At 72.0% G+C, this 18,602-nt stretch carries 13 protein-coding genes; 5 read left to right on the top strand and 8 right to left on the bottom strand.

The annotated features are described in order from the left end of the window. Window positions 1-18: 18 nt before the first annotated feature. Window positions 19-2,439 (top strand): penicillin acylase family protein, encoded by a 2,421-nt coding sequence (locus tag FHS38_RS06150; RefSeq protein WP_229822537.1) that lies wholly within the window; start codon window positions 19-21, stop codon window positions 2,437-2,439. A 68-nt stretch (window positions 2,440-2,507) separates the two neighbouring features. Here the strand turns inward: FHS38_RS06150 and FHS38_RS06145 are convergent, their stop codons facing one another. From FHS38_RS06145 to FHS38_RS06120, 6 genes are all read right to left on the bottom strand, one after another. Next, a complete protein-coding gene (locus FHS38_RS06145) occupies window positions 2,508-3,107 on the bottom strand; it encodes a hypothetical protein (protein WP_184731566.1) in 600 nt (199 codons plus the stop codon). A 138-nt stretch (window positions 3,108-3,245) separates the two neighbouring features. After that, entirely contained in the window at window positions 3,246-4,805 is a 1,560-nt protein-coding gene (locus FHS38_RS06140; protein ID WP_184731564.1) for an acyl-CoA synthetase, read from the bottom strand. Window positions 4,806-4,819: 14 nt separating this feature from the next. Further along, window positions 4,820-5,941, bottom strand: coding sequence for an NAD(P)H-dependent flavin oxidoreductase (locus tag FHS38_RS06135; RefSeq protein WP_184731563.1), 1,122 nt, complete (start codon window positions 5,939-5,941; stop codon window positions 4,820-4,822). 103 nt (window positions 5,942-6,044) lie between these two features. Next, on the bottom strand, window positions 6,045-8,345 hold the full coding sequence (locus FHS38_RS06130; RefSeq protein ID WP_184731561.1) for a serine/threonine-protein kinase: 2,301 nt from the start codon (window positions 8,343-8,345) through the stop codon (window positions 6,045-6,047). 191 nt (window positions 8,346-8,536) lie between these two features. Then, the gene (locus FHS38_RS06125; RefSeq protein WP_184731559.1) at window positions 8,537-9,244 is read right to left on the bottom strand and encodes a response regulator; all 708 of its coding nucleotides are present in this window, start codon (window positions 9,242-9,244) and stop codon (window positions 8,537-8,539) included. Then, complete coding sequence (locus FHS38_RS06120; RefSeq protein WP_229822535.1) at window positions 9,207-10,538, bottom strand: sensor histidine kinase; 1,332 nt, start codon at window positions 10,536-10,538, stop codon at window positions 9,207-9,209. The genes FHS38_RS06125 and FHS38_RS06120 overlap by 38 nt, the downstream gene beginning before the upstream one ends. A 178-nt stretch (window positions 10,539-10,716) precedes the next feature. Between FHS38_RS06120 and FHS38_RS06115 the strand changes: the two genes are divergently transcribed. After that, entirely contained in the window at window positions 10,717-11,376 is a 660-nt protein-coding gene (locus tag FHS38_RS06115) for a hypothetical protein (RefSeq protein WP_184731557.1), read from the top strand. Between the two features lie 86 nt (window positions 11,377-11,462). Here the strand turns inward: FHS38_RS06115 and FHS38_RS06110 are convergent, their stop codons facing one another. Then, on the bottom strand, window positions 11,463-12,512 hold the full coding sequence (locus FHS38_RS06110) for an SDR family NAD(P)-dependent oxidoreductase (protein ID WP_184731555.1): 1,050 nt from the start codon (window positions 12,510-12,512) through the stop codon (window positions 11,463-11,465). Between the two features lie 165 nt (window positions 12,513-12,677). On the opposite strand from FHS38_RS06110, the gene FHS38_RS06105 reads away from it, so the two are divergent. After that, entirely contained in the window at window positions 12,678-13,364 is a 687-nt protein-coding gene (locus tag FHS38_RS06105; RefSeq protein ID WP_184731553.1) for a DJ-1/PfpI family protein, read from the top strand. 196 nt (window positions 13,365-13,560) lie between these two features. On the opposite strand, the gene FHS38_RS06100 is transcribed toward FHS38_RS06105, so the two are convergent. Further along, entirely contained in the window at window positions 13,561-14,517 is a 957-nt protein-coding gene (locus FHS38_RS06100) for an AraC-like ligand-binding domain-containing protein (RefSeq protein ID WP_311775267.1), read from the bottom strand. 316 nt (window positions 14,518-14,833) lie between these two features. On the opposite strand from FHS38_RS06100, the gene FHS38_RS06095 reads away from it, so the two are divergent. Continuing rightward, a complete protein-coding gene (locus tag FHS38_RS06095; RefSeq protein WP_308433543.1) occupies window positions 14,834-15,733 on the top strand; it encodes a DUF6801 domain-containing protein in 900 nt (299 codons plus the stop codon). A 186-nt stretch (window positions 15,734-15,919) separates the two neighbouring features. Beyond that, window positions 15,920-18,127, top strand: coding sequence for an NACHT domain-containing protein (locus FHS38_RS06090; RefSeq protein ID WP_184731547.1), 2,208 nt, complete (start codon window positions 15,920-15,922; stop codon window positions 18,125-18,127). The last annotated feature ends 475 nt before the right edge of the window (window positions 18,128-18,602 follow it).

Raw genomic sequence — 18,602 nt, 5'->3', positions numbered from 1 at the left:
TCCTTCGTATGGGAGTTCATGTTGCTCATCCGTCACCGCTTACGCGCGCTGACCGTAGGGGGGCTGGTCCTGCTGACGGGGGCCACCGCACTGCCCGCCTCGGCTGCCGCCCCGGACCGTACGGACAGACCGTCAGGCGGCGGGCTGTCCGCCGTCATCCGCTACACCGAGTACGGAATCCCGCACATCGTCGGCAAGGACTACGCCCAGCTGGGCTTCGGCCAGGGCTGGGCGCAGGCCGCCGACCAGGTGTGCACGCTCGCCGACGGGTTCGTCACCCTGCGCGGCGAGCGCTCGCGTCACTTCGGCGGCGACGCCGCGCCCGACCACTCGCTCTCCTCGGCCAGGACGAACCTCTCCAGCGACCTGTACTTCCGGGGGCTGCGGGAGGCGAAGACCGTGGAGAAGCTCCTCGAGAGGCCCGCGCCCGTCGGACCGAGCAAGCAGGCCAAGGAGCTGATGCGCGGCTGGGCCGCCGGGTACAACGCCTGGCTGCGCCAGAACAAGATCACCGACCCGGCCTGCCGCACGGCTGACTGGGTCCGGCCGGTGACCGCCCTGGACGTGGCGCGGCGCGGCCACGCCATCACACAGCTGGGCGGCCGGGGCGCGGTCGTGGACGGCACCACGGACACCCGGCCGCAGGACAAGAAGGCTTCCCGCGTCGCCGGATCTCCCGACCCGGCCAAGGCGTCCCGCGAGCTCTTCGACCGCCGCGGCAACGACATGGGGTCCAACGCGGTCGCCTTCTCCGGCTCCACCACCGCCGACGGACGCGGTCTGCTGCTCGGCAATCCGCACTACCCGTGGCAGGGCGGCCGGCGGTTCTGGCAGTCGCAGCTGACCATCCCCGGCGAGCTGGACGTCGCGGGCGGCTCGCTGCTCGGCATGCCGGTCGTCACCATCGGCCACAACGCGGACATGGCCTGGAGCCACACGGTCGCCACCGGCACGGCCATGAGCCTGTACGAGCTGAAGACCACACCCGGCGATCCGTACTCCTACCTCGTCGACGGCAAACCCGAGCGCATGACCGAGCGCGCGGTCACCGTGCCGGTGCGGGGCAAGGACGGCCGCACCACCGAGGTCACCCGCACCCAGTGGTGGACCCGCTTCGGTCCCGTCACGACCCGGCTGGGGAACATCCCCCTGCCGTGGACGGCCGGCTCCGTCCACACCATCGTCGACCCCAACGTGGCCAATCTGCGGATCACCGACACCTTCCTGGCGCTGGGCAAGGCCCGTGGGGTGCGGGGTGTCCAGGACGCGCTGCGGCGCACGCAGGGGCTGCCGTGGGTGAACACCATCGCCGCCGACTCCCGGGGCCACAGCCTCTACACCCAGTCGCAGGTACTGCCGCGCGTCACCGACGCGCTGGCCGAGCGGTGTTCCACGCCGCTGGGCCGGCAGACCTTCCCGGCCTCGGGGCTCGCGGTGCTGGACGGCTCGCGGCGGGACTGCGCGCTCGGCGACGACCCCGACGCGCTGCAGCCCGGGACGTTCGGCCCGGCCGCGATGCCGACCCTGGTCGACGCCCCGTACGCCGAGAACTCCAACGACAGCCCCTGGCTCGCCAACGCGGACCGGCCGCTCACCGGCTACCCCAGGATCTTCGGGGACGTCGGGACCGCGCGTTCGCTGCGCACCCGCGGCGGCATCGAGGACGTCGCGGCCATGGCGAAGCGCGGCAAGCTGAAGGTGGCCGATCTGGAGCGGCAGCAGTTCGCCAATCGGGCACCCGCCGGTGATCTGGCGGCCACCGACGTGGCGAAGGCGTGCGCGGCGCTGCCGGGCGGCAAGGCCACGGGCAGCGACGGCAAGGCCGTCGACGTCTCGGCGGCGTGCGACGCGCTTGCGGGCTGGGACCGGACCGTGAAGACCGGCAGCAGGGGCGCGCTGCTCTTCGACCGTTTCTGGCGCGCCCTGCTCGACACCGTTCCGGAGGAGCGGCTGTGGCGGGTGCCGTTCTCGGCCGCCGCCCCCGTCACCACCCCGAACACCCTCAACACCGCGGACCCCGGTTTCGCCAAGGCGCTGGCCGACGCGGTCGGCGAGCTGCGCGCGGCGGGCATCGCGCTGGACGCCCCGCTGGGCGAGCACCAGTTCGTCGTGCGGAACGGCAAGCGCATCCCGGTCTCCGGCGGCACGGACGCGCTGGGCATCTGGAACATGATCGAGGCCCGCTGGGACGCCCCGCGCGGCGGCTACACCGAGGTGGGGCACGGCTCCAGCTACATCCAGGCCGTCGGCTTCGACGGCAGCGGCTGCCCCGTGGCCCGTACGCTGCTGACCTACGGGCAGTCCTCCAACCCGCTCTCGCCGCACTACAGCGACCAGACCGAGCTGTTCTCGGCCGGGCGCATGGTCAAGAGCCGGTTCTGCGAGAAGGACATCCTCGCGTCGCCGAAGCTCGAGGTGGTGCGGGTGAGCGAACGCTGACCCGCTCCGGCATGCGGGGCGCACCGCGCGGCATCGCGCGGTGCGCCCTTCGCCGGTCCCGGCGTGGGTCAGACCCAGATCTGGACCGCTTCCAGCCGCAGCGAGCGGCCGGTGGTGCCCACGGTGACGGGGTTGCCGCGCACGGACCCCAGCCAGCCGAGGTTCTGTATGTGCGCCTGGGCCGCCACGGAGCCGGAGTTGACGCCGACCGAGAGCGCTTCCATCCGGCGGGACTGGCCCGTGGTGCCCACGACGACGTTGGTGTAGTCCGCGCCGCAGCGGGTGCCCTGCCAGCCGATGCCTTGCAGATGGGCGTTGAGGCACAGGCCGCCGACGTTGCCGGTGGCCACCTCCAGGGCCTCGATGGCTCTGCTCTGGCCCGTGGTCCCCGCGACGCCGCCGTCACAGACGACCGGCTGCCAGCCGATGCCCGCGACATGGGCGCGGTAGCACACGATGCGGGCGTCCGGTCCGGCCGCCGCCCGCTTTCCCAGTTCGGCTCTCACCGCTTCGGCGGCCGTGCGCGGCGCACCCGCCGAGGACTGGCCGCGCCCGGTGTCCGTGGCGGCCGGGCCTGCGTGGGCGGTGCCCATGCCCGCCGCGCCGAGTACGGCGGTGACGGACAGGGCGAGCAAGGCTTTTCCGCTCTTGGTGACGAAGCCGTTCACAGTGTTTTCCTCCTGTTGATGGGCTGACAGCGGACATGTCTAGCGAGCCGGGGAGGAGAGCGGAACCTCCGGGGCCAAGGCGGCCGGGAATGGTGCGTGAGGGGCCGGGTCCGGCTGTGCCGGGCGGGATCGTGCGGTTCAGACCGGGCGCTCCCGGCCTTCCCAGTACGGCGCGCGAAGGCGCCTTTTGTAGAGCTTGCCGTTGGGGTCGCGGGGCATGGCGGCGATGAAGTCGAGGGACCTGGGGCGTTTGTAGCCCGCGAGCCGGTGCTCGCAGTGGGCGAGGATCTCCGCGGCGAGCGCCGCGTCCGGCGCCCGGCCACCGGCGGGCTCCACGACGGCCTTGACCTCCTCGCCCCACTCCTCGTGCGGGATCCCGAAGACGGCGGCGTCGACGACGGCGGGATGGGCCAGCAGGACGGATTCGATCTCGGCGGGGTAGATGTTGACGCCACCCGAGATGATCATGTCGATCTTGCGGTCGCGGAGGAACAGATACCCCTCCTCGTCGAGGTGGCCGATGTCGCCGACGGTGAAGAAGTCACCGATGCGGTTCTTCGCCGTCTTGCCCTCGTCCTTGTGGTACGCGAAGCCGCCGGTGGTCATCCGCATGTAGACGGTGCCGGGTTCGCCCGCGGGCAGCCGGTTGCCGTCGTCGTCGAAGACGGCGAGTTCGCTGATGGGCCAGGCCCTGCCGACCGTGCCGGGCTTCTTCAGCCAGTCCTCGGCGGTGGCGAAGGCGCCGCCGCCCTCGCTCGCCGCGTAGTACTCCTCGACGCAGTTCCCCCACCAGTCGATCATCGCCCGTTTGACGTGGTCGGGGCAGGGGGCCGCGCCGTGGACGGCGTGCCGCATGGACGACACGTCGTACGCGGCCCTGACCCGCTCCTCCAGCGCCAGCAGCCGCTGGAACTGGGTGGGGACCATATGGGTGTGCGTGCAGCCGTAGCCGTCGACGAGGCGCAGCATCTCCTCGGGCGTCCACTTGTCCATCAGCACCAGCCGGTGCCCGATGTGCAGGGACGCGGCGGCGAATTGGAGGACGGCCGTGTGGTAGAGCGGTGAGCAGACGAGGTGGGTGTTGCCGTCGAACGGCTTGATTCCGAAGATGCCGAGGAATCCGCCGAGGTGGGACTCCTCGGGCGGCCGGCCGGGCAGCGGGCGGCGGATGCCGCGGGGGCGGCCGGTGGTGCCGGAGGTGTAGTTCATGACCCAGCCGAGGGTGCGGTCGGCGGGCGGGGTGGCGGGCTGTCCGTCGAGGAGGGCGGTGTACGGGCGGAAGCCGGTGATGTCGCCGACGGCGTAGCGGCGGTCGGCGGGGGTGGCGGCCTCGTCGGCCGCGGCCGTCGCGGCGGCGGCGAACCGCTCGTGCGCGATGAGGACCTCGGCGCCGGAGTCGGCGACGATCCAGGCGATCTCCGGGCCGACGAGGTGGTGGTTGACGGGGACGAGGTAGAACCCGGCCTGGGCGGCGGCGAGGTAGGCGGTGAGGAGCTCGACGCCGTTGGGCAGGACGACGGCGAAGGCGGCGCCCGGCCGGAGCCCGGCGGCGCGCAGCCCGTGCACGAGCCGGTTGGCGGCGGCGTGCAGGGCGCCCGCGGTCCACTCCCGGCCGTCCGGTGCGACGAGCACGTACCGGCCGGGGTCCGCGGCGGCCTGCGCCCAGAAGCCGTTGGGGTGTTGGAGGGTGTCTGCCATGGCGGTGCTCCTCCTCAGGTGTCCGTGCCCGTGGCGGCGCGTCCGGCGATGCGCTCGAGGCGGTCGAGGGCGCGCTCGAAGCCCGTCGTCAGGTCGTCGAAGACGGCTTGGACGCTGCGCCGTGAGGTCATCCGGCCGACGATCTGGCCGACCGGTGTGCCCAGCAGCGGCTCGGCCTCGTACCGCTGCACGCGGGAGACGGCCTCGGCGACCAGCAGCCCCTGGAGCGGCATGGGCAGCGTGCCGGGGCCCGCCGGGTCGTCCCAGGCGTCGGTCCACGCGGTGCGCAGCTGGCGGGCGGGTTTGCCGGTCAGGGCGCGGGAACGGACGGTGTCGCCGGAGCCGGCGGCGAGGAGTTTGGCGGTCAGGGCCGGGGAGTTCAGCTCGGCCTCCTCGGTGGTGAGCCAGATCGAGCCGAGCCAGACGCCCTGCGCGCCGAGCGCGAGTCCGGCGGCGATCTGCTCTCCGGAGCCGATGCCGCCGGCGGCCAGGACGGGCAGCGGGGCGACGGCCCGGACGAGTTCGGGCGTCAGCACCATGGTGGCGATCTCGCCGGTGTGACCGCCGGCCTCGTAGCCCTGGGCGACGACGACGTCGATGCCGGCGGCGACGTGGTGCGCGGCGTGCCGGGCGCTGCCGGCCAGCGCGGCGACGAGCATGCCGTGGTCGTGGGCGCGCCGGACGACGTCGGCGGGCGGCGGGCCGAGGGCGCTGGCGAGCAGCTTGACGGGGTAGTCGAAGGCGACGTCGAGCTGGGAGCGGGCGACCTCTTCCATCCATCCGGTGATGCGCCAGCCCGAGGCCTCGCCGTCGGGGAGTTCGGGCACGCCGTACCGGGCGAGGGTCTCCGCGACGAACCGGCGGTGCCCGGCCGGGATCATCGCCTCGACGTCGGCCTCGGTCACGCCCTCGACCTTCTTGGCGGGCATGACGACGTCGAGCCCGTACGGTGTGCCGTCAGTGTGCGCCTGCATCCAGTCGAGGTCCCGGGCGAGGTCGTCGGGGGTGCTGTAGCGCACCGCGCCGAGCACGCCGAGGCCCCCGGCCCGGGAGATGGCCGCGGCGACCGCGGGGAAGGGCGTGAAGCCGAAGACGGCGTGCTCGATTCCCAGCTGCTGGCTCAACTCCGTCTGCATGGGCGGCAGGATGCCGCAACGGGCCGGGCGAGGGAAGAGCGTTTCTGATGCTGCGTCAGATCGTGGTGGTCCGGGGCCTGTCGCGCACGGCGCCCGGTGGGTGTCACCGCGGGTGGTGGACCGCGTGCGGGGAGCGGGTCTGGCGCAGCGCCGCGACCTGGCGGTACAGCTCGTGGGCCTCGGCGGAGCGGCCCAGCTGCTCCAGGCAGTGGGCCTCGTCGTTGCGGCTGGCCAGGGCGTCGGGGTGGTCGGCGCCCAGGACCCGCTGACGGGCCTGGGCGACATCGCGGTAGACGGCGAGCGCGTCGGTCCAGCGGCCGAGCCAGCCGAGCCCGACCGCGACCTCGCGGCGGCTGACGAGGGTGTCGGGGTGGTCCGGGCCGAGGACCCGGACACGGATCGCGCAGACGTCGCGCGACTCGGCGAGGGCCTCCTCCCAGCGGCCGAGCCGGCCGAGGTTGACGCCGAGGCCGTGCCGGGCGCGCAGGGTGTCGGGGTGGTCCGGCCCCTGCGCGCGGGTGCGGACCTCCACGAGATCGCGGTACAGCTCCAGGGCCTCCGCGCTGCGGCCGAGCCGGCCCAGGCAGATACCGGCCTCGTAGCGGGCGGCGAGGGTGTCGGGGTGGTCGGCCCCCAGCGCCCGGACGCGGGCGGCCGCCACCTCGTGGTAGGTGTGCAGCGCCTCGGCCCAGCGGCCCAGCTGACCCAGCGCGTAGCCGACCTCGTAGCGGGTGACGAGCGTGTCGGGGTGGTCGGCGCCCAGGACGCGGGCGCGCGCCGCGGCCACGTCCCGGGCCATGCGGTACGAGTCCTCCAGCCGCCCGAGTCTGCTGAGGTTGTAGGCGAGGTTGTGGCGGCAGCGCAGCGTGTCCGGGTGGTCGGCGCCCATGGTGCGCTCCCGGTCGGCGAGCACATCGGCGTAGACCTGATGGGCCTCGAAGTGGCGGCCGAGCTGCCCGAGGACGTACGCGGTCTCCTGGCGGGCGGCGAGGGTGTCGGGGTGGTCGGGGCCGAGCACCCGCTCCCGGCCGTCCGCGGCCTGGGCGTATTCGCGCAGCGCGTCGGCGGGGCGGCCCAGCCGGCTGAGGGTGAAGGCGACCTCGTACCGGCTGGCGAGGGTGTCGGGGTGGTCCGGCCCGAGGACGTGCTCGCGCTCGGCGGCCACGCCGCGGTGCACCTTGCCGGCCTCGTCCCAGCGGCCGAGGCGGGCCAGGCTCAGCCCGGCGCTGTGCCGGCTCGCCAGCTCGGCGAGGACCTCGGGGGGCGGCGGCGGACGTTCGGTCCCGGTGGCGGAAGGGGTCGGGCGGCGGGGGTCGGTGACGCCGTTCCACGCCCCCGTCCAGGAACCGGTGAGGGCGACGGCCGGGTGCGGCGGCGGGGGCTGGAGGGGGCCGGTGCCGGCCGCCTTGGAACCGGTGGTCATGTTCCTCGCCCAGCCGGGCAGCCGGGGCGGCTCGGGCAGCCGTACGGACGCCCGGACCGGCCGGGCCCTGCCCTCGGGCAGCGTCCGGTGCGGCGCGGAGCCGTCCCCGCGCACCCCGCCGAGCCGGCCCGCCGCGCGCAGCCGCGCGATCCGCCGGACGAGCTCGCCGGCGTCGTCCGGCCGGTCCTCGGGCTCCTTGGCGAGCAGGTCCAGGACGATCCGCTCGAAGTCCTCGGGCAGTTCGGGGCGCCGCTCGCGGAGCGGCTCGGGCTGTGTGTCGCGGTGGCCGACGAGGACGCCCCAGGCGTCGTCCATGTCGAAGGGCGGGGCACCGGTGGCGATCTCGTAGAGGACGCAGCCCAGCGAGTACAGGTCGCTGCGGTGATCGACGTTGCCGCCGCCGATCTGCTCGGGCGACATGTAGTGCGGGGTGCCCATGGCGATGCCGGTGCCGGTGAGCCGGCTGGTGAATCCGATGTCGTGGCCGAGGCGCGCGATGCCGAAGTCGCAGATCTTCACGGTGCCGTCGGCGACGCGCATGATGTTGGCGGGCTTGAGGTCGCGGTGCACGACGCTCTGCCGGTGGGTGTAGGCGAGGGCGGCGCCGACCTGCTCGGCGATGTCGACGACCTCGGGCACGGGCAGGGGGCGCTGCCGGTTGTCCTCCAGGAGCTGGCTGAGGTTGTGGCCGTCGAGCAGCTCCATGACCAGGTACAGCACGCCCTCGGACTCGCCGAAGTCGTGGACGACGGTGATGCCGCGGTGCTGGAGCGCGGCCGCGACCCGCGCCTCGCGCCGGAACCGCTCGCGCAGCACGCGCAGATAGGACTGCTCGTGGTGGGGCCCCATGGGCTTGAGGCACTTGACGGCCACGTGACGGCCGAGCGACTCGTCGCGGGCCCGCCAGACCTCGCCCATCCCGCCCCGCCCGATCAGGTCGAGCAGCTGGTACCGGCCCTGGATCAGCCTGGTGTCCGCCATCGGTGTGCCGCCGCCCCCGTCGAATTCGCTGTGCCGCCCCCGGCCCCTCCAGTATGGCGGCCGGTCCGCGCGGGTTGTAGGCGGAAGGACGGCTCCCGGCGTTCGCGGCCCCCGCCTCCTTCGCCGCCCCTTCCCCGGGCGCCCGCCCGGCCGGGGCTCCCGCGCACTGCTGTGACGTCGGTGCCCTTCCTCTACACCCGTGGTTCGACGAGGTTCGTCTCCCAGGCCCAGGCGGCGATGCCCACCCGGTTCCGGACCTTCAATTTGGCCTGGATGTTGGCGACGTGGGTCTTGGCCGTGCCGGGGGCGATGAAGAGTTCGGCGCCGATCTCGGCGTTGGTCAGGCCCCGGGCGACGAGACGGGCGATGTCCTGTTCCCGGTCGGTGAGCACGGCAGTCGGGCCGGTGGGGGCAATCGGTGCCGCCGAGGCCGGGGAGGCCGGGGAGGCCGGGGAGAGGGGCGGTGGGGACAGCCGGTCGAGGAGGCGCACGGTGATCTGGGGGCTGATGAGCGCGTCACCGGCCATGGCGGCCCGGACTCCCTCGATCAGCAGGGCCGGGCCGGAGCGCTTCAGCAGGAAGCCGCAGGCACCGTTGCGCAGCGCCGTGTGCACGTACTCGTCGTGGTCGAAGGTCGTGACGACCACGACCCTCGTCGGTCGTGCGGCTTCGGGGCCCGTGAGCAGGCGCGTGAGTTCCAGGCCGTCGAGGCGGGGCATGCGGATGTCCGCCAGCACGACGTCGGGTTCGAGCCGACGGGCGAGGTCCAGGGCGGTGGCACCGTCGGCGGCCTCGCCGACGACCGACATGTCCGGCTGTGAGTCGAGCACGAGGCGGAAACCGCTGCGGACGTCGCTGTGGTCATCGGCCAGCAGGATGCGTATGGTCACACCGGTCATGATCCCTCTCCGGTGGGACCGGTACCGGTCCCGGTGTCCGGGGCGGTCCCGGTGTCCGGGGCGGTCCCGGTGTCCGGGGCAGGACGGCCACGAGGAGCCAGCCTCCGCCGTCACGCGGCCCGGCGGACAGGCTCCCTCCGGCCACCCGCACCCGTTCGCGCAGGCCCCGCAGGCCGTGTCCGCCGTGCCGGTCGTCCCGCTCCCAGCGGGTGGCGGGGCCCTTCTGCCCGTTTCCCCCCGCGTCGTTGCTCACCCTGACCTCGACGGCGTCCTCTCCCACGGCGGCGAGGACGACATCGACGCGGGCCGCCCGGGGTGCGTGCCGCCTGACGTTGGTCAGCGCCTCCACGACGACGCGGTACGCGGTCGAGCCGACGTCGCGGGAGAGGGTGTCCGGCACGCCCGGGTCAACGGCGAGACGGGCCCGGGTGCCGTCCGCGGCCGAGAACCTCTCGATCAGCCCCGGGAGTTGCTCGGGGCCCGGCAGCGGGTCGACGCCGTGCGGGGTGGCCCCGTCGGTCCAGGTGTCGTCGTGGAGCATCCGGACCATGCGGTCCATCGACTCCAGCGCGTTGAGACCCGCCTTCTCGATGCGTTCGAGCGCGGGCAGGGCCTGCTCGGGGGCGGAGGCGGCGACGAACCTGGCCGCCTGTGCCTGGGCCACGATGCCGCTGACGTCATGGGCGATGAAGTCGTGGAGGTCGCGGGCGATCTCGAGCTGCTGCGCCCGCCGCGCGTCCCGCACCCAGCCCCTCCCCCGGCGCTCGGCCCACCGGGGATAGCCGCCGACGACGACCGCCCCCAGCACCGGCAGCGACCAGAACGCGGCCGCGCCGACGCGCGCCAGGAAGGACATGGACGGCAGCAGCGGCCAGGTCCACAACGAGACGGCCGCCCCGACCACGAGCCCGGCCGGCAGCACGTGCCGCACCGGCGACCGGCGGACCACCACGGCGAGCAGCGCCGCCAACACCCCCGCCTCGACGAGGTTCCCGTACGCGACCCAGCCCCCGTCCGCCCGATCCGGCGTCACGGCGAAGGTGCTCACCAGTGACAGCACCGCCGCCACCGCGACCGGGGGTGCCAGGCGTCTCCTGGACGGCGGTCGGCACAGGAGCGCCCAGAGCGCCACCGCGGGCGCCGCGACCGTCGACAGGGCGGCGATCGGATGCACCCCGTAGGCGACGGCCGCGGCGCCCGCCGCCGTGCCGGCCGACACTCCCGTGACGGCGGCCAGGACCCTGTCGCGACGCGTCATCGCCGATGTCATGCGCTCCCCCGTGATCGTCCCCATGCCGTGGACTCTACGGACGGCCGCCGCACCGGCGCTCTCCGCCGATCGGCACAGACCCGCTGCCCGCGGGTGCGGGGGATCCGCCGATCGGCAGATGGCCGCGGTCACGGCCGGTGGACGAAGCTTGATCCATCAACCGGAGCGCGGCCACGGGGGCCGCGGAGCAAGGGAGTTCGCCATGAGGGGCATCACCACCGCCACCGTCCGCAAGGCCGTCACCGCCGTCGTCGCGACGGCGGCGCTGGCCACCTTGACGACCGGGGTCCCGGCTTCGGCGGCGACCACGAAGAGCGACGCACGGTCGGTCGAGCCCGCGAGCGTCCACGGCGGGGGCCGGATCTTCTACGGTTTCGTCCCCGACGACGACATCCGCTTCACCGTCGACGCGACGTCCGCGCCGTACTCGCGGCCCTACCCCGGCGTCCCGGCGCTGAAGAACGGCCTGCCCACCGACGCCAAGGGCACGGTCACGATCTCTCATTGGTCGGCCAAGGACAACAAGACCATGAAGTCCGTGGCGACCGTCGACTGCCTCGTGACCGGCGACCGCACCGCGACGGTCACCGCGACCATCACCACGGTCAACGACCCGGAGCTCGCCGACACCATCGGTGAGCGGCGGGGCTTCAGCGTCTACGACGGCAAGGGCGGCCGGGACCGGTTCGGCTTCTCCTGGGGGGTGGGGAACCTGGACACCGACGAGAAGGGCAACCCCGTCCCGGGGCGCGTGGGCACCTGCATGGCTCCGGCCCCCTTCGCCCCGGTGGTCAAGGGCGGCTTCACGGTCCGTCACGCGGAACTCGCCACGGAGCCGCCGAAGGCCGCCCGGGGCCGCTGACCCGGTCCGGTCCGGCGCGGGGGTCCGGACCGGACCGTGATCAGACGACGTCGGTTCGTCGGGCGTCAGGCGGTGGGCGTCAGGCGTCAGGCGGTGGGCAGGGTGACGGCACCGAGTTGGACCAGCATGCCGAGCCAGTCCTCGCCGAACCACGCGTCGATGATCCTGCCGTCCCGGACGGTGTAGATGCCGATGCCGAGCCATTCGGCCTTCCTGCCCGTGGCCGGGACGCCCATGAACGGCCCGGAGTGGGTGACACGGGCGACGAACCGGACCGCGACCTTGTCACCGCTCGCGACGACGTCCTTGACGTCCAGGCACAGATCGGCGAGCGCGTCCGTGTTCGCTCCCAGGAACGTCTTCCACGCGTCGCGGCCGTGGAAGTCCCCCAGGCTGCCGCCGTGGCAATGGAGGTCCTCCGCCCACAGTTCGTCGACGAGGTCGTGGTAGCCGTTGTTGACCACTTCGTCGAGGTGCCGTCTGACGACGGCGACGGGGCGGGCCGGGGCGTCGGATCCCAGCAGGGTGCGCACCGGTGGGTCGTCCAGCTCCACGAGGCGGCGGACGGCGTCCGCGACCTTCGCCGGGTCATCGGCCGCACGGGGGGAACCCTCCTGGCGGAAGCCGGAGTCGGGGCCGCCGGGTTCGACCACGGTGACCTTGATCCCGAGCGGGGCGACCTCCTCGGCGAGCACCTCGCTGAAGCCCCTCACGGCCACGTCGGACAGGCGGTACGGGGAGCGGCCCGGTACGGACACGTTGAGGACGTGCCCCTTCCCTTGACGGCGCAGCACGGGCAGGGCCGCCTCGGTGACGTTGACGACCCCGAGGAGCCGGGTGTCCTCGACGGCCGCCGGAAGGGATACCGGGTCCACGCAGCCCGCGTTGTTCACGACGACGTCGATCCGCCCGAAGGCCCGCACCGCCTCGTCGACGGCCTCGCGTGCGGCGGCCGGGTCGGTCACGTCGAGCGGTATCGGCAGGACGGCACGGCCGTAGGCCCGCACGAGTCCGTCGAGACGCCTCGCGTCGCGGGCGGTCGCGGCGACGCGGTCGCCGGCGCGCAGAGCCGCTTCGGCGATCTCCCGCCCCAGCCCGCGCGCGCTGGTGGTGATGAACCACACCTTGCCGGTCATCTGACTCTCCTTCGCTGGTGGGAGACCCTTCGGAGCAATGGCCGCAATCCGTTGGGTTATGGCATTCCAGCCACTACTGGGCCGCCCGGACGGTGACTAGCGTCGGCGGACAACGCCCCCTTCGGGGCTACTCCACAGAACTCCCCACGGAAGGGACTCGTCCCGATGCTGTGTCAGATCGTGCTGTTCGACGGCTTCGACCCGTTGGACGTCATCGCCCCCTACGAGGTGCTGTTCGCCGGCGGGTTGGCCGCGCCGGGCGCGCTGACGGTCGAGCTGGTCTCGGCCGAGGGTGCGCGCGAGGTGCCCGGCGGCGCGGGGCCGTTGTCGCTGCGGGCCGTCGCCGCACTCGATCCGCAGCGCGCGGACCTGGTCCTCGTGCCGGGAGCGGCGGGCCGCCTCGACGGCCTCTCTGCCCCTGACGCCCCTGACGCCCTTGACGCCCCGGGACGCGAGGACTCGATTCCCGCCCTGCTCGGCCGTGCGCTGCGGACCGGCCTGCCGGCCCTGCTCAAGGAGGCCCTCGACCGTGAGGGCCTGACCGTGGCGACGGTCTGCGGGGGCTCCGGGCTCCTCGCCATGGCCGGGCTGATCGACGGCCGGCACGCGACCACCCACCACATGGGCGTCGGCCTGTTGGACGCCGGCGGGGTGGTCGCGATCGACGCCCGCGTCGTCGACGACGGCGACCTGGTGACCGGCGCCGGCGTCACCTCCGGCCTGGACCTCGGCCTGTACCTGCTGGAGCGCGAACTGGGCCCCCGCGTCGCGCACGCCGTCGAGAAGCTCTTCGCCCACGAACGCCGGGGCACGGTCTGGCGCGCCACCGGCCCGGTGCCGGCCGGGTTCTGACGCGGACCCTTCTCCTGGCCCGCCGCTCCCCGTAACCGGGGCTCGTGCCCCTTACCGCAAGATCTCGGCGTGAACACGGGGCTCTATCAGCCTGGCCACTGATCGGGTGACGGCGGCATGGGGCGCAACGGCACACCCGTGCCGTTGCGCCCCATGCCGCCGCGACCGGTTCGACCAGAAGGCTGGCGGCTGTCAATCAACTCCGGCGTGTATCGCCGACGGACTGGGGGCCCGCGTGCCGCATCTCGCGGGGGCATACCCCGAAGCGCTGCCGGAATGCCGTGCTGAGCGCGCTCGAGGAGGAGAATCCCGATGCGTACGCCAGCTCGGTGATCGTCATATGCCGGTACGCGGGTGCCCGCAGCCGGTCCCGTACCAACCGCAGCCGCTCCTCGCGGATCAGCTCGCGGGGGGTCGTCCCGGCATGCCGCAGGGCCAGCTGCACCTGGCGCAGCGACCAGCCCAGCGCCTGCGCCATGGTGGCGCCGGTCATGTCGGGGTCGGCCGCGTGCTCGCGAATGTACCGGCGGACCACTCTCTCCACCTCGTTCAGATGGCCCGGGGCGGTGGGGCGGTCGTCGCCTGCGGCGAGCATGCACAGCAGCTCGACCAGCCGGTCCGACACCGCGTCGAACTGGCCGCTGGTGAGGGTGTCGCGCTCCTTATGCAGACCGGTCAGCATGTCGCCCACCACCCGGCCCAGGCCGGAGGTCAGGTCGAGGCCTGCAATGAGCGGTGACGACCGGTTCAATCGCCCGTTCACCTCCTGAGCGGGGATCGACATGATGAGCGCCCGCATGGAGGCGTTCTGCAGGACCTCCAACGGTGCGGCGAGCGTGAGAAGGCACCCGGCATCCGGCGCCAGCCGTACCTCCTGGCCGTCCTGCCGCAGCACCAGCTCCCCGGCGACCGGTAGCAGCAAGCGGTAGTCCTCGTCCGGGGCGTGCCGCACCTGGCCCGCGGTCCGGGTGTATTTGATCGTGTCCGACCAGAACATGACGAGCTGATAGGTGTCAGTGCGCTGGCGGATCGTACCCCCATGAAAATCGTCGGTGCGCGGGTACCTGTAGCCCATCCGGACTTGATACGACGTCACGTGCTCGCTCCAGAAGTCGGTGCGCTCACGCGACGCCACGTCCCGGGTTGTCGACACATCTACAACGTAGGTTCCTGAGGCCATCGAAGACACCCTTCACCGCAGCCTTCTCGTAGTGCGCATGTCCAGAGTCGTATTCTCGCGCCCACGGCATCAAGAGTTGCGCACTGTCACAACTTCCTTACGCGCAAGCGCAATTCCCGGCGCGCGATCCAGCCCTACGGTCGGTCACAGGATCCGCTGTGCGCCAGGGCAAGGCGGGTCCCGGTCCCCGCATGACTGAGGTGGGACGGCCCCGCGACCGTCCCACCCGGGGGGGGGAGGAACCCATGGGCCTTGCCCAGAGAACCCAAGTACCTGACTGAGGATCAAGATGGCAAGTGACAAGCCGATCCAGGGCCTGCGTGAGCGGCACAGGTCATCCCGTGCCGTCCCGAGCGGTCCAGTGGCCCGAAGAGCCTTGGGGCTGACGATGGCTGTAGGGGTTGCGGGCGCAAGCGTGGGAATTTTCGGAGCCGGACCCGCAGCCGCGGACCCGGTATCGCTCAAACTGCGGTACGTATGCTCACTTCCGGTGATCCCCGACCGGCCGGGCACGGTGGAGGTTGACTCGGATGTCCCGAAGTCGGCCGCGGTCGGCAAGCCCACCCCGAAATTCGCCATCCGTGCGGCGGTGCCGGTGAACGCGGCTGACACGGAGGGGCTGCACAAGGCCGGCATCAAGACCATCAAGGGCACAGTGGAAGCGAAGGTCCGCGTGACAGCGCCGGAGGGCGACACCAACCTCAGAGTGCCGTTCCACGTGGCCAGGACCAACGTCCCGGGGTCCGGACCGTTCTCGGTCAAGATGACCGGCGTTGCGCCGAGGCTCACCTTCAGCCAACCGGGCAGGGCGAAAATCACCGTCGGTGACCTCATCATGCACGTCACCGCGAGTGGCGGCATGACGGTCAAACTCAACGTGCCATGCAGGCTGGACACCGGGCAGAACAACGTCGTGGCATTGCTCGACATCACTGGGACGAGAACGACGACCGGCCCGACCCCGTCCAGGATGCCTGATACGGCCACCTCCGGCACCACTGGGTCGCAGAACCGAAGCGAAGGTGCGAGGGCGGGGGCGACCACGGAAGGCCCGGGCCGCCCCTCCGGCAGCCTGGCTACGACTGGCAGCCAGGGCATCACGAGGCTGATCCCGCTGGCTACGGGAGCTGTCGTCTTGGGCACCCTTGCCGTGGCCGCCGCTTTTCGATTCCGCTCACGCAGCAGGTGACCAGGGCGAACCCTGAAATCCCCGGACGAGGACGAGAGAAACCCGGGGATCTGATTCAGGCGATGAGAGGGTGCGCGGTGGCCTGCCGGGAAGCTCACCTCGTGCATTCGGCTGAGCCGGACAATCTGATGCAAAGTCAGTAAAAGGTGCCCCTGAGCACAACGAAGCCATTGTGAGGATGGGTACATGGGGGCGGCACGTCACACGTGGTGGAGATGGTTGGCGCTGACGGTGGTGGCCGTGGCGGTGGCGGTCACCATAGCTGTTCGGGCGGGAACCGGGGAGGTGGACCCGGGCGGGTTGGCGGTCGGGCTGGCCAGCCTGATGCTGGCGATAGTGGGCCTGCACCAGGCGACGCGCTCCCAGGCCTGGCAGGACACCGACACCGCCGGACTCGCCGACCGCCTCTCCGTCGACATCAGGAAACGCGAGGAGGAAGCCCGCCAGAGACTCCTCGGCGGCAGCGACCGCACCATCAACGTCGAGTTCACCTTCCTGCCCTCCCCCGCCCACCACGCCACAGGCGCAGCACCCCACGGCACGTTGGAGGAAGCCGCCACCTACTACCGCACTCTTCGGCCCGGCCGCCTCGTTATCACCGGCGCGCCCGGAGCCGGCAAGACCGTACTCGCCCTCCATCTCATGCTGCTCCTCCTCGCCGACCGGGCGCCGGGCGGTCCCGTTCCTGTACGCCTGTCGTTATCCACCTTCGACCCCAGCCGGAATAAGCTCGAGGACTGGCTCGCCGAGCATCTCGCCCGTACCTACCGGCTACGCCCCGCCGCAGCAGCCGCCCTCGTCGCCGCCCGACTGGTCCTCCCTGTGCTTGACGGGCTCGACGAAATGGACGCCAGTGAGACTCCCGGGCACGGCTCCCGCGCTGCAGCCGCTTTGGAGGCTATGAACACCTACCTCCACGGCATCTCCAAGGGCCAGCTTGTCCTCACCTGTCGCAGCACCCCCTACGTCGCTCTTGGAGATGCGGGTCTGTGGGCACAGGACGCCTCCCGTATCGACATCGCCCCCGTCAGCCTGGCCGCGACCGAGGCGTTCGTCACCGCCCGCGCCCGCAACCCGGCCCGCTGGGAACCCGTCCTGAACGCACTCCACGCAGCCCTGGCCAGTCCACTGGCCCGGGGCCTCTCCACACCCTGGCGGCTGACCGTAGCCCTCGCCGTCTACGACGAACGTCACCCTGACGGTAGCTGGGTCCGTGATCCCGTGGATCTCCTCGAGCCCACCCTGCGGACCCCCGAGCAGATCCGAGACCACCTGCTGAATCTGTACATCCTCACCGCTTCCTCGACAGGCGGCACGACAGCGCCCTACACCCGGCTGCAGGTACGCACCTGGCTGACAGTCCTCGCCCGCTACCTGCACACCAACACCACCAGCGCCGGCGAAGTGGCCGGACGGCGTCTATCAGGCACCGACCTCGTCCTCCATGAACTGTGGCCGCTCACCGGCCACCGCCGCGCCCGCACCGTCCACGTCCTACTGACCATCGCGGTGTGGGCCACCGCCGACCTACCTGCCGCCCTGCTCGACAGCTGGGACGTGTACGCAACGAACGTGACACTCATGGTGGTGGGCAGCCTTCTCATAGGAATCCCTCCCTGGCCCACACCGTCTCGGCTGGAACGAGAAACGGCCAGAATCCCTGCTGGAAGACGCCAGTTCGTGAACGGGCTTGTGGGTGGGCTCTTCTGGGGAGTGCTCGTAGTCGTGGTCGACATGGGGAATGTGGTCGGGCTGGTGATCGGGCTCGTATACGGATTGGTGGTAGGGCTCGCCGGTGGAGCGATGGTCGGAGTCGGGCTGGCCGGCGTGCTCTCGGACACACCCGAAGTTCGCAGGTCACACGGGAACGCGTCGCCGCGCGGCATGGTGCGGGACGACCTCGTGACCGGGTTCGCGACCGGCCTCGTGGTCGGGCTCGGGTTCGTCCCTTTCTATTGGTTCGCCCTGGGCCCCGTACTCGCGCTCGGGGCAGTACTCATCTACATGCTTCTGTTCGGTCTCGGCGGCGGGCGTGCGCTCGCAATCCTCTACAACCGCCTGTTCAGATGCGGCTACCGGGGCGCGCTCGACTCGCTGTTCAGGCCCTGGCGTGCGTTCGGACCCCTGTTCAGGACCGGCGCCGGCCCAGCCCTCGGCGCCGCAGGTGTCCGCTACACAGCTTTCCTCCTCTGCACCCGCCCCTGGTGGTCCAACCAACCACTGCCCTGGCGCCTCGGCCGTTTCCTCGACTGGTGCTGCGACATGGGCCTGACGCGCACCGCCGGGATCGCCTACCAGTTCCGCCACCGCGAGCTCCAAGACTTCCTCACCCGCGGCCACATCCACCACGACCCGCCGAACCACCCCGCTTCTGCCCAGATACCACGACCCTGAGCTTGCCCACCCGACTCGCGTCCATGTTCCACGGCCGTCAGCGACCGATGCGACCTTCACCGAAGGCGGCTCCCCACTCTCCCCGCACCACGGACCACCTGGCGCAACCTTGCATCGGTGTCCTGCGCGCCGCCGGATGCCGCGGCATCGCAGCCGCCCCACGCCGAAACGCCCGCGACGCCTTACGCTCTGGTCTTACTCGGCATCGCGAGCGCATGACCACGAACCAGATATCACGACTTCACACCCAAGCCCCGACTTGGCGGGACCAGCCCGTTCCGCTATATGCTGGAAGCGCATATCTGCGCCCTCGGGTCCTTCCTCAATCAGTTCGACCGCAGCGGCCAAAATGGGGTTCTGTCGCCTGAGGCCCTGCCGCTTTCAGCGTGTATCGCGACCCGTCGTCATTCGACGAGCGTATCGAGCCGAATATCTGCAATCGGAACCATGCCGCGACCCTACCTGCAACAACAAG

Source organism: Streptomyces netropsis, assembly GCF_014203545.1.
Classification (GTDB): Bacteria; Actinomycetota; Actinomycetes; order Streptomycetales; family Streptomycetaceae; genus Streptomyces; species Streptomyces netropsis.
The sequence above is the reverse complement of the archived record's forward strand: the minus strand, read 5'-3'. Positions and strand labels throughout refer to the sequence as shown.